Source organism: Dyella sp., assembly GCF_036568765.1.
Classification (GTDB): Bacteria; Pseudomonadota; Gammaproteobacteria; order Xanthomonadales; family Rhodanobacteraceae; genus GSA-30.
This window is the reverse complement of sequence record NZ_DATCRY010000312.1, coordinates 1-11793: the sequence shown is the minus strand read 5'-3', so window position 1 is coordinate 11793 and position 11793 is coordinate 1. Positions and strand designations below refer to the sequence as shown.

The 11793-nt window shown below is 60.8% G+C and carries 11 protein-coding genes; 1 reads left to right on the top strand and 10 read right to left on the bottom strand.

The window, feature by feature from the left end:
* From VIM98_RS19505 to VIM98_RS19470, 8 genes are all read right to left on the bottom strand, one after another.
* On the bottom strand, window positions 1-2139 hold a 2139-nt coding region (locus tag VIM98_RS19505), incomplete at its 3' end, for a contractile injection system protein, VgrG/Pvc8 family (protein ID WP_331994767.1).
* The gene (gene tssG / locus VIM98_RS19500) at window positions 2136-3287 is read right to left on the bottom strand and encodes a type VI secretion system baseplate subunit TssG (RefSeq protein ID WP_331994766.1); all 1152 of its coding nucleotides are present in this window, start codon (window positions 3285-3287) and stop codon (window positions 2136-2138) included. The genes VIM98_RS19505 and tssG, both read right to left, overlap by 4 nt.
* Complete coding sequence (gene tssF / locus VIM98_RS19495) at window positions 3251-5071, bottom strand: type VI secretion system baseplate subunit TssF (protein WP_331994765.1); 1821 nt, start codon at window positions 5069-5071, stop codon at window positions 3251-3253. Before tssF ends, tssG begins: the two co-directional genes overlap by 37 nt.
* A complete protein-coding gene (locus VIM98_RS19490; RefSeq protein ID WP_331994764.1) occupies window positions 5068-5460 on the bottom strand; it encodes a hypothetical protein in 393 nt (130 codons plus the stop codon). Before VIM98_RS19490 ends, tssF begins: the two co-directional genes overlap by 4 nt.
* 43 nt (window positions 5461-5503) lie before the next feature.
* Window positions 5504-6076, bottom strand: coding sequence for a type VI secretion system tube protein Hcp (locus tag VIM98_RS19485; protein WP_331994763.1), 573 nt, complete (start codon window positions 6074-6076; stop codon window positions 5504-5506).
* A gap of 42 nt (window positions 6077-6118) precedes the next feature.
* Window positions 6119-8479, bottom strand: coding sequence for a type VI secretion system contractile sheath large subunit (gene tssC, locus VIM98_RS19480; RefSeq protein WP_331994762.1), 2361 nt, complete (start codon window positions 8477-8479; stop codon window positions 6119-6121).
* A 492-nt stretch (window positions 8480-8971) separates the two neighbouring features.
* Window positions 8972-9205, bottom strand: a complete 234-nt coding sequence (locus VIM98_RS19475) for a hypothetical protein (RefSeq protein WP_331994761.1) — start codon at window positions 9203-9205, stop codon at window positions 8972-8974.
* Window positions 9206-9227: 22 nt separating this feature from the next.
* Entirely contained in the window at window positions 9228-10223 is a 996-nt protein-coding gene (locus tag VIM98_RS19470; RefSeq protein ID WP_331994760.1) for a sigma-54 dependent transcriptional regulator, read from the bottom strand.
* A gap of 215 nt (window positions 10224-10438) precedes the next feature.
* Between VIM98_RS19470 and VIM98_RS19465 the strand changes: the two genes are divergently transcribed.
* Complete coding sequence (locus VIM98_RS19465) at window positions 10439-10978, top strand: SPOR domain-containing protein (RefSeq protein ID WP_331994759.1); 540 nt, start codon at window positions 10439-10441, stop codon at window positions 10976-10978.
* On the opposite strand, the gene VIM98_RS19460 is transcribed toward VIM98_RS19465, so the two are convergent.
* Window positions 10964-11254, bottom strand: a complete 291-nt coding sequence (locus VIM98_RS19460; RefSeq protein ID WP_331994758.1) for a DUF6150 family protein — start codon at window positions 11252-11254, stop codon at window positions 10964-10966. The genes VIM98_RS19465 and VIM98_RS19460 overlap by 15 nt on opposite strands.
* A gap of 33 nt (window positions 11255-11287) precedes the next feature.
* Window positions 11288-11793, bottom strand: a 506-nt coding sequence (locus VIM98_RS19455; protein ID WP_331994757.1) for an NAD(P)/FAD-dependent oxidoreductase, incomplete at its 5' end; no start/stop codon positions are given.

Sequence of the window (11793 nt, the reverse complement as noted above, 5' to 3'; positions counted from 1 at the left end):
GGTCAATGCGACCTGCCCCGCCAGTCCGACTGTCGCGGTCCCCATGCTCAAGCCTGTCGAAGAAATCGACGTGCTCATCCCGATCGTATCGAGCGAGCTGGTCATGCCGATCGTATTCACGCTGCTCTGTATATTGGTCGTCGACTGGTTGCTGACGATGTTCTGCGTCGACAAATGCGTGGCGGTGCCGGTCACCGTATCTTCGCTGTAGGTGTTGCCGTTGACCGTGGTATAGCTGGTCGTGCCGCCGAGGATGCTCTTGCTCCAGACCGTCTGGGCTTCTTGGGTGCTATAGGTACTGCCATAGGAATACGAACGACTGAGCAAGCCACTAGCACCGTTCTCTGAAGTCGAATAGCTGTAGCTGGCACCTTGCGAATAACTGGTGTCTCGGTACTCGCCCGTCTCGTAGCTCGAATTGACGATGCTGACGGCATTATCCAGATCGTAAGCCGACTTCAGACCGAAGCGAATGCTCTGGCTGTCGCCGTAGCTGGTGGAATAGTTACTCCCCACATGGGTGTTGGCGGTCCAACCTGAGGGCGTGACTACCAGGCTGCCGTTGGCCTGAACGATGTTCTGTACTTCCGGCAATTCGGATTCGTCATTGGCACGCGACACCAGCACCGTCACGCCGATCTCCGGCACGGTCTGCATGCTTGCCGACAGCTTTACCCAGACCGGCTCGGTAGGCGAACCCGGACTGGAAAACTGCACGTAGACCCCTTTGGCCAAAAGATTCTGGGGTGTCGCCTGAGTATCTCGCAGCCGGCTCAACTCCGGATCGAAGTTGCTCGGCTCGTAGAAACGCCAGTCTGTCGGCCCGCGTCCGGCGACATCGACCACCTTGGCCAGGATGACGCCCTGCTGTGTATCGGCCACGGAGAACGGCGTGATCATGGCTGCCGCATCCGTGGCTTCGAAACTGTTGGTGTAACCGCCGTCGGCGCTAGCCTTATGTTGCACCTTGTTCAGCACGAAGGATTTCCCTTCCAGGGACGGCCGCACCGGCGACGGATGCATACCCGCCGCCATCTCGCCACTGAGGGTGAACTGATACCCCATGCGAAAACCGGTACAGGTGCTCCCCCCGGATAATTGACGCGACGAGGCCACCATGCTCGATGCGGTATTGCGCACGTATTCCTGTACTGTCGCGCTGCTTACCCCGTACTGATAGCTGCGATATTGATTGAACGGCAGCTCGCCCGTATCGGCAGGCATAAACGAGGCGAAGGTCTGAAAAGTCGGTACCGGATCCTGGTCGGCGGCGTTTTCCTGATGCGCGAACTGCCCGTTCACGCCGCTACTGGTCAGCGACTGCTGGTAGCTGTATTGGAACACCACGTCGTCTTGCTGCATGCCCAACTCATCGATGGCAGTCTGGGTATAACGCAGCGGACGGTCGCCAAATGCCTTGGGGTACGCCGGGCGGTTGGCGAACACCACAGTATGACTGTTGCCGGTGTGCTTGAAGTAGTAATAGATGTGCGCCTTGGACATCATGCGGCGCAGGAACTCGAAGTCGCTTTCACCCGCCTGCAGCCAATCCTGCACGCGCGCGATAGCGATATTGTCCTCGCCTGAAACCGCATCGAGGGCGTAGTCGATGTAATGCAGGCGCATCAGCTTCGCGATGACATCGCGCACATTCATTTGCGCGTGCACGCAATAACGGTTGGTCAACGCCAGCTTCCACAGCGCAGGCTTCATGCCGATGCGATACACCCCGGGCTCGTCCATCGCGAACGAGGTAACCAGCCCGTTGTAGAGTGTCATCCCCGGCGCCGAACCGGTACGCAAGGCCTGCACGAAGCGCGCCGCGGCGTCCGGCGCCCCATCTTGCATGGGCAGGTTAAGGCCCACGGTAACCGGACGACCGATCACCGCGTCGAAGTTGAGCGGGCGCCCCTGCCGAGGCGCCGTATTGGCGCGCAACTGCAATTGATAGTCGAACGGCTCGGAAATGGACTCCTGCCCCTCGAACGACAACAGCCGGAACGTCTCATCGCCCAGCCATTGATTGCCAGCCAACCCCACTGCGCAATGCAAGTACAGAAGCGGCGAGTCGGTCTGACCCGCCTGACCGATCGGCTTGATCCGTGTACGGCCAACGGTATCGGTCGGCAAGGCGCTCATGCGAGGCCCTCCTGCAGATCGTCCGCCCCGATGGTGAAACGCACATGGCGCTTACCTTGCGGCCTGCCATCGAGCCATGCGGTCTGTCCCAGGCGCAGGCCATGGCTGCCGCCAAAACCGGCCAGCCGGCGCGGGCGCCCCAACCAGGACGCGGGAACGTCTTCGTCGTCGACCTCGATATCGATTACCGCATCGACATGGCGATCGAACAAGTAGTGCACCATCGCTGCAAGGCCACGGTAGCCCTGCCCGAAACGCGCATCGTGCGCACCGTCCTCCAGATGAGCGCAATCGTTGAGCAACATGCACAGCCGGCGATAAGACACTGGCCCGATATGGATGCCGATCGCGGCGTGGCTGACCCACACGCGCTGCCCCAGCGGAGCGGTATCGAGCTTGCGTCGCCCCAGGTGGGTGCGGTCGCGCGGCTCGATATCGCGCCAGGTACCGACGTGCTCTTCGATGCGTATCGGCGCCTGCAAGTACACGCCCAGTACGATGCGCGCCTGAGCTGCACTTTTGCGACCGTCGCCGACGAGACCGGCCAACGCCAGCAACGCGCGTTTCGGGATCGGGACGCGCCGCGCAAGGATCATCGCGCCTTCGCCCTCGAACGCGGTCAGCCCCATCAGGGATCCGACCGCATCGGCATACCGCGTATGCTCCGGCCGCGTCGCATCGAAGGCCGGCACGCTCGCCGCCTTCAGTTCGTAACGCAGCGCACTCACGCGATGATTGAACATGTCCAGGAATTCGGCCATCGCCGGATCGCGATCGGACAGGCGCTGACGCACCCATTCGGCGAAACTGTCCGGCATTGGACCGAGTACCCCGGAAAGCACGAAATTGGAAACGAACAATTCCTCTCGCTGATCGTCGCGCCGGTAGCCACGCCGGTCGCCGAAGGCGCTCCGTCGCTCCATCCGCAGGCGGCCGAGAGAAATCTCGCTACCGGGGAAGACCGGCGACATTTCGCTGCGGAAACGAAGTTGCGGACTTACCTGGCGCGCACCGTATCGACGCATGGCCGGGTCGCCCTGTGTCGGCCACGATTTCAGGCGTACCCACTGGAAGAAATCAAAGCTCGAAGGCTTCGCTCTCAGCCCGTCGGCTAGAGGTTCACCTGTGCGCCAGTCAGGGGTTCCCATGACTTCAGCTCTCCTCGGCGGTCAGATGATTCCAATATCAGTTCGACGACGCTGTTGACCTCCGCATAGAGCGACAGAAAGCGATGCAGCACGCTGCCGAACAACACCGCACTGACACCTTCGAAATGTCCGAGATCGACTTGCAGGCGTATCTGCAGGCAATCCACAAAACCGCGCCACGCGTCGCGCCGCGGCATGCGTCGCTGAATACGGCGGCTATGCAGCGAACGCAAGCCATCGATCTGGCGATAGCCGGTAAGACTGGCTGGCCCCACATGCAGTCGCAGCATGTTCTTCAGCACCGGCGGGCCACGCTCGCCATCGACCAACGAGAGATGGTTGAGGCACAGCTGCGAGGCCAACGCCCATGGGCGCTCACCGACCATCTGTGGCGGATGATTGGGTGTCGGCTTGCTGGCGACCTTCAGCGACGATACCGGGCCCGCACCTTCCAGATACAGGACACTGCCGATCAGCAGTTGCGACGGCAGGCGCCGATTGGTGCAGAGTGCCGTCCCTCCGATCATTTCCTCGGCAGGCTGCACAATGTCGAACTCCGGGTCGAGGAACGATACGTACGTCTCGGTGCCATGCACTGCGCCCGTCTGGTTCACTTCGCGTCGAAGGGCGTAGAAGTAATCGAGCTTATCGATCTGCTGCAAATCGTCCAGCGAGAAGTACGGTGCGATGGGGCGCGGGCTACGGTCCGGCCGGATCGAGACCAGCTCTTCCAGGCTGTAGATCTCGCAAAAGCGATGATTCTGCTCGTCGCCGACCAGACGGTACTCATAGCGCTTCTGATCCAGCGCAAACGGCTCAATGCGCTGCGGAAACAGGTTAATCAGCGGCAGGCAGTTAAGTTTCAGTACGTTGCGGTCGTAGTGGTTCTCCTTCGACGGAGGCACATCGAGCAGGAACAGCAGCTCGAACTCCTGGTCGACACCGGTCAGATCGAGGTCCGCCACTTCGAAAAACAGGAATTTCTGCGGAAACGCGAAATATTCCTGCAACAAGCGGTAGCCCGGGTGAGTCAGCGGGTTGATACCCAGCACGGCTTCTTCGTCGCTGAAGCCGCACCAGCGCAGCTTGCTGGCATCGAGATAGCGCAGTTCGCCGGTCTTGGCTATACGTACGGCAATCCGGATCAGGTGCAACGACAACAGATCGTATAGCGCATAGGCGTGCTTGCTTTCCGCATTCAGGCAAAATCGCAGGAACGGGATCTTCATCGTATGCACGGGCTCTTTACTCATGCAGACGATCTTGGCGCGTACGATCGAAGCGGTAAGCGTGTCGCTCGGGTCCAGCGAATAGGTATTGGCCGCGACCGCGTCCAGATGGGTTACCTTCAACGGCCATAGGGGAGTCGCAAAGCAAGTACGGAAGCGACAGCGCACCTGCTGGCCCAGCTCGTTTATTGCCAGCGCATAGACGTAGCGACCGCGCTCGAGCGCGGCGCCATGCGCGAAGTTTGCGCCATCCGGGCGCACGTCGATCTCGCCGATCATCATCGATGGCAGCGGTGCCTCGAGATGCGGATACAGCAAGCCAAGCAAGGCGTTAGGTAATACTGCCTGATCGGTTTCCAACTGATAGCGCAGCCGCCCCGCGAGCCAGGCGAACGATTGCATCAGCATTTCCACGTGCGGGTCGGCGCTGCGCCCGCCGCTCAACTCCAGCGTCTTGGCGATGGCCGGATACGACGCGCCGAACTCCACCGCTTCGTTCCGCAGCGACGCGAGTTCCTGCTCGAACCAGATTTTCAGGCGCGACGTGTCATTCATGACATGTCGTCCGGACAGGGTAATTCGAAGCGAAACACGACTGGCTCGTCTTCCTCGATGATGCTTCCATGTATGACCAGCGTATGCGGTCGCAGCGCGCGACCGGTCGCTACCCATTCCAGGCGAGGACCGATCAGCCGAGGCTCGTAACGGACGATTCCGGCCAGCAGGCGCTGGCCATAACGCTCATGGTCGCTGAGGCCGATGCCCGTATCCACAATGGGCGGCATGCCGAACTCGCACACCCGCGCGCCGCCGGGGCCGATATAAGGACGGCACTCGACGATGCGCTGAATTTGCGCAGCAATCGCCGCGGCAAGATCGAACGGCGGCGCCAACCCCATGTCGGGCTCCGTTCGATTGACCAGACGCTCCATCAAGAATTGCACGAAAGAACCCTCCCCGACCGGAACCGTCTGGTACAGCCTGCGATTATTTGTCGCCGGTGAACTGTCCGATCGGGCGGTTGCGAGCCACGCTCCAGCCGGCCGCCATGTTGCCGGCCGTGTCCATGTTGGCCTGTTGCACGGTGTAGGTCCAAAGGACTTCGGTGAAGTTCAACTTGAACTGCTCGGTCGGCATATCGTCCGGATTCGACTGGAACTGGATCTCGCTGATGATCGCGTCACGCAGTTCGATCGTCAGGATGTTCGCGGTTTTCTCACCCGAGTTGCGCGCGATGTAGATCTTGGTCGGGTTCTTCTCGCCTTTACCCAACGGCTGACCGCGCAGGCAGAAGTCATAGAACTTGACCGAGGTCTTGTCCACGTACTTGACGCAGGTGAATTCGGTGATGATCGGGCGACCCGACGTACGCGCCGAGTTGCTGACATCGGTGGTGATCTGTTGCTTCATGCCCTGGTGCACGGACACCAGCTCAAGACATTGTCCGAGCTTGAGCACTTCATCGCGCCAGACATCGTCGATCAGGCTGCCACCGCCCTTCCAGCCGTTGGGGCCGCCGAAAATCGATGAATCGCCGGGTTGTAAGAGAATCAGGTCCATATTCGCTCCTGGATAAGATCTTTAGGCTGCCGGTACCGCGCATCAGCCCGCGGGCAGATCCGCCACCAGGCGAATCGAAGTGGTCAGCTCTTCCAATTGGAAGTGCGGCTTGATGAAGACCGTGGCCTTATAGGAACCGGGCGAACCAGGTACGTCGGTCACGTTGACCTGCGCTGCGCGTAGCGGGTAACTGGCCTTGACCTCTTGCGAGGCGTTATCGTCCAGCAGCACGTATTGAGCGATCCAGGTATTGAGGTAGGCCTCGATATTGCCGCGCGTCAGGAAGGCGCCGATCTTCTTGCGCATGATCACCTTGATGTAATGCGCAAAACGCGACGCTGCCAGAATGTACGGCAGCATCGCCGACAACTTGGCGTTGGCATTGGCCTCGTCACTGATGTACTGGCGCGGCTGGTTGGCCGTCTGACCACCGAAGAACGCTGCCTGGCCGGTACCTTTGCAGTTGCACAGGGCAATGAAGCCGAGGTCGTTCAACTCCTTCTCGCGACGGTCGGTAATCGAGACCTCGGTCGGGCAGATCATGTTCACCAAGTCTGCGCCGTCGCGATAGGTGTAGATCGGCAACCCGTCGACCAGGCCACCGCCTTCGACACCTCGGATAGCCGCTGTCCAGTGATACAGAGCAAATGAATTGGTGATGCGCTCGGCCAAAGCGTAGGCGGCATTACCCCACAGGAAAGCATCGTGATTCGGGCCATCGGCGCCGATCACGGTTTCCTCGTAGCGCAGACCTTCGGCCGGCCGCGAATCCTTGCCGTACGGCAGGCGCAGCAGCACATGCGGCAATGCGAGGGCGACGTAACGCGAATCTTCGCTACCGCGGAACTCCATCCACTGCGCCATTTCCGGCGACTCGAACACCTGCGCCAAATCGCGCGGCTTGGCCAGCTTGTCAAAACTGTCCAGACCCAGCAGCGCCGGCGATGCTGCGGCAATGAACGGCGCATGCGCCGAAGCGGCGACCTTGGTCAGGTTGATCAGCAACGACATATCGTTCGGCTTATTGCCGAACTCGTAGCCGCCGACCAGCAAGCTATATGGCAGGCCGCCGTACGTACCGAACTCCGCTTCGTAGATCATCTTGAAGATGGAGCTCTGGTCGAAATCGGCCGCCTTCTCCAGTTCCTTGCGCAAATCATCGGTGCTGGCATTGAACACGCGCAACTTCAACAGCTTGCCGGTTTCGGCGCGGGATACCACGTAGTGAATACCGCGCCAGGTCGCTTCGATCTCGCGGAACGATGGCGCATGCAGGATCTCGTCCAGCTGGAAGCCGATCTGCGTATCGATCGCGAGCGCACGCTCGTCGATCAGACCATTGGACCCGAGCGCTACCTGAGTCAGTTCCTTGTTGCCCATCGGCACGATGATTTCGTTGGCGAAGCGACCCGCCAGACGACGCGCCTTCGACAACGGATCGATCGACAGGAAGGCCTGTTGACGATCGGCGGCGACCTGCGCCTGGCGATCGGCCAGCTCTTTGGCCGCATCGGCAGTTGCCTGCGCAGCCAACGACGCCGCATCGGCGTCATCCTTGGCTTTCTGCGCATCGACAACGGCCTTATTGGCGTTGGCGATGTCTTGATCGCCCTTGGCCTTGGCAGCAGCATCCTTGGCTTTGTCCAGCGCTGTGGCCGCATCGGTCGCTGCCTTGGTCGCCGTATCCCTCGCCGTTGCCGCGTTGGTAGCCGCGGTAGCGGCGTTCTGGGCTGCCGTGGCGGCGGCATCTGCGGCTTGCTTGGCTGCCGCGGCGGCCTGCGCATTGGCTGCCATCTGTGCGGTCATCATGCCCACCAGCGCAGCGGGAATAGCGGCGCCGGTCGCCGATGCGGACGCTGAGTCGCCGGCAACATTGGCGGTTACCCAATTGTCGGCCGCCGTGGCGCTGAAACTGCTCTTGAATGCGCCAATGGCATCGGCGTCGATGACTGCACGATCCAGCAGAGCACCCAAGGCATCGTTGCATTCGGCCATCGACTGCAGCGACCGGAGATCGCCACGTGCGTCGTAGCGCTGTTTCAGGCTCGGTACCGCGTTGACCACCGCAAGCGGCTCGAAGTCGGCCAGGCAACGGAAATTAAGATTGCCAGTCAGGCGTCTACCGTTGCCGACGATGGTATCGGCGATACCGTTCAATTTGATCATCGGCGCGCTGTCGGCGAGGATCTTATCGAACGACTCTCCATCGATGTCGCGCATGCGCCGGTCTTTCAGCGCAGGCATCGACGCGGCGTCGAGTTCGCCCGACAAATTGGCGAACATGCCGACAATAAAAGGCAGCTCCACCTTCTCGCTCGACCCGCCGGTCTCGACGTCGTAGGTAATGCGCACGCGCGGCGGGCGCACACGCAATAACTTTTGTTGAATGCTCTCGACAGTCATGTACGGGCCTCATTAGGTAGGCGGCTGCAAGATTCCGATTCGAACGCTGCCGCTCGCGTTACGGAGTTGCCGATACAAAAGGCGTGCCAACCATGAAGAACGTTGCTATGACTGGGATTGCACCTGACTTGGTTATTTATTGCGCAATGCGGGCTGTGTGCTTTTTTACACGGTGACTTAGTCAGTGAAGCGCAGCTAAGGTGTTGATGAAACGGTCCGACGAGTTGCACGAGCACGGTGTGCAAAAAAATGCATGGCGTGTGGAAATCTTCACAGCGGAAAATTTCTGTCAGCCGATCTGCATGCTTTCGATGGGATGAGGCGATCTCAGATGCGGCGGCGCTGTAGGTGTACTCCCTCACCTGGACTCTCTCCCCGCCAGAGCTGGAGGAGAGGGAGCGAGTTGAGCAAGCACGAGACACTGAGGATCAGCTCGGTGCGCCTTCTTCCCTGGCTTCGACGGGGGAGGTATGGATGAAGAAGATTCTTGCCCTAGTCTGTGCGTCGCGCGCGCCAGATTTCCCTGCCCGCTCGGCTCAGACATTCCACGCGCTGCTCGATCTCGAGCAGGCGCAAAGCCGCCTCGGTCACATCGCGCGTGGCTTCGACACCGGATGGACGCAGCCACCATTGCTGCACACCATCGACGGTATCGGCAGCGACAGGATAGGCGGCCAGGTACCGGGCGATGGCATCGGCGGTAGCTCGCACGGAGTTATCGGTCACGCCCAGCCCTCGCCTGGATGCTTCAGTCCCCCGAATCTTGCCCCTGTTCGGCCATGGATGCGACCCGGTACTTGCTGACCAGCTTACTGAAGGCGCTGCGATCCTGCCCGGCGATACGGGCGGCATGCGAGATATTGCCACGCGCACGAGCCATGGCAGCGGCGACATAGCTGCGCTCGAAGTCCGCGATCACCTTCGCCTTGGCTTGCTTGAACACCGTGTTATAGCGATCCGCCGCCGGCGCCGCGACGGCTCCGTCTTGCGGCAGCGCACCATGAATGACTTCGCCCTCGCTCATCAAGTATTCGCGCTGAACGAAGTGTTCCAGTTCGCGAATATTGCCGGGCCATGCATAACGAGCGAACGCCGCAAGCATGTCGGCGTGGAAGCGCTTGGGCGCCGCCTGCTCTTGATACTGCCGGTTGAGCCGATCCAGGAATATCTTGGCCAATTCCACTGCATCGTTACCGCGCTCACGCAACGGCGGCATGACCAGGTTCATTACCTTTAGCCGATACAGCAAGTCGCGGCGAAACTGGCGAGCCCTGGCCAATTCGTCGAGGTTGGCGTTGCTGGCAGCGATCAGCCGGACATTGGTCTGCCGGGTCTGCGTGCCGCCTACGCGGCGATAGGTGCCATCCTGCAGGAAGCGCAATAGCGAAGCCTGCGCTTTCGGCGACAGCGTATCGATTTCATCGAGGAACAACGTGCCGCCTTCGGCCTCGCTGATCAGCCCCGGCGACGCTTGCCGCGCGTCGGTAAAGGCGCCGCGTTCGTGACCGAATAACTCGCTTTCTACCAGGGAGTCGGCCAATGCGCCGCAATTGACCGGAATAAATGGCTGCTGCGCCCTGGCGCTGAGATAATGCACTGCCCTTGCCCCCAGCTCCTTGCCGGTTCCGGTTTCCCCGCCAATCAGCACGGCAACGTCGAATTTGGCAATTCGGCGAATCTGTGCAATTACGTGAGCGAATTGCGGAGAGGAGCCAAGCAGATTGGACTCCAGTTTATCGGCCATGTTTACCCCCCAAGTAAACCCGGGGGCACCCGTCGCTCCTACGACGCCGACGCCCCCAAGGTCGGCGAATGTAGCCCCCCAGGGTTTGTTATCGCAATATGCCGAAGCCGAGTAATTTCATGCGGAACACATAAGCAATTGAAAAATGTGCGCAACCGCAATTCGGTGTCATGATTACGTCACCGGTACTCGCGTTTTTTGCGGAATGTCAAATTATGCTCGCCAAGTTTGGGTTTATCTTGTTGATTTTACTGTTCGGCGCGCTGGCATTTACCGGCGGCCTGCTGGCGCCGCCCGATTGGCGCGCCGATGCAACAGCATTTGGCGATCGACTGCTTTCGCGAAAGAGCACCATCGACTCGCATACCGTGCCCGCTTCCAGTGCCAGCAGCGGCAAACTCGCCACGGCATCGACGGCGACGCCGCCAGTAAGCAGCAGCGCGCTGTTGGTCACTGCCGACGTCGGTAGTCCGTCGCCCGCCGCGGGGCAGCCGGCCTATGCTCTACAACTGGGGCAATTCGTCACCGACGACGAAGCGGCGGCAGCCGAACAACAGGCGCAACGCCTGGGCTTGCCGTTGACCCGGCTGAAAGTGACCGACGCAGACAGGACGACCTGGACGGTTGTCGCCGCCGGGCGTTTCGTCAGCGCCGAAGCCGCGCAGGACGCGGCAGCACGCGTGCAAGCTTTGCTTAAGCTTCCCAGCACGCCGGTAATCAAGCTGCCAGCGCCGGCCAAGTCAGCCGCCGCGTGAAAACAACCCGTGCCGCGCGCGCGCCGGATCGCGCCAACCGGCCTGGCCGCGCGTATCGACGAAGCAGATCTTGACCTGTGCAAAACCGATGCTGGTAAAGAACACTGTGGCAGTGGCGTCGCCACGGGTCTTGGTCACGAACCAGAGTCCATCGCCGACGGCGAGCCCCCAACTGCTGACGCGACATACCCACAAGTCGGCCTCGCCACGATCGGCGACGATCGCCACTTTTAGCCGTGCTTCGCCCATTGTCTCGGTCTGGAAGATCCGCGCCACCGTTTTGCCCCCGCCTTGCCGTCGATTCGCAGGCTACACCGTAGCGGGCTCGAGCGCCTTATGTACTGCCTGAATGACAGCGGCACCCTCGCCGACACCCGCAGCCACTCGCTTGATTGAGCCGGAGCGAACGTCACCGACCGCAAAGATACCGGGCTTGGAGGTCGCGTACAGTGAGGTAGCGGTCGGTCCGCTGGCGTCCACGCCGGTACAGATGAAGCCCTTGGCATCCAATTGCAGACAACCACCGAGCCAGTCGGTATTAGGTTCCGCGCCGACCATCACGAAGACGTTGCCAATGGCCCGCGTTTCGCGCGTGCCGCTCGGCCGGTGTTCCCAGGTGACACTACGCAAGCGGTCATCGCCCTCCACTGCAACGATCTCGGTTTGGGTATGCAAGGTGATACGCGCGGATTGGTCGATACGCTGCACGAGATAATCGGACATGGTCGCCGCCAGTCCGTTTGCACGCACCATGATGTGCACGTGTGCCGCGATGCGGGACAGAAATACGGCGGCCTGACCGGCGGAATTGCCGC

Bases quoted from the DNA above. Each gene is read 5' to 3' on its own strand.
- tssC (WP_331994762.1), bottom strand. From the start codon at position 8,479: ATGACTGTCGAGAGCATTCAACAAAAGTTATTGCGTGTGCGCCCGCCG.
- VIM98_RS19465 (WP_331994759.1), top strand. From the start codon at position 10,439: ATGCTCGCCAAGTTTGGGTTTATCTTGTTGATTTTACTGTTCGGCGCG.
- VIM98_RS19485 (WP_331994763.1), bottom strand. From the start codon at position 6,076: ATGGACCTGATTCTCTTACAACCCGGCGATTCATCGATTTTCGGCGGC.
- VIM98_RS19470 (WP_331994760.1), bottom strand. From the start codon at position 10,223: ATGGCCGATAAACTGGAGTCCAATCTGCTTGGCTCCTCTCCGCAATTC.
- tssF (WP_331994765.1), bottom strand. From the start codon at position 5,071: ATGAATGACACGTCGCGCCTGAAAATCTGGTTCGAGCAGGAACTCGCG.
- tssG (WP_331994766.1), bottom strand. From the start codon at position 3,287: ATGGGAACCCCTGACTGGCGCACAGGTGAACCTCTAGCCGACGGGCTG.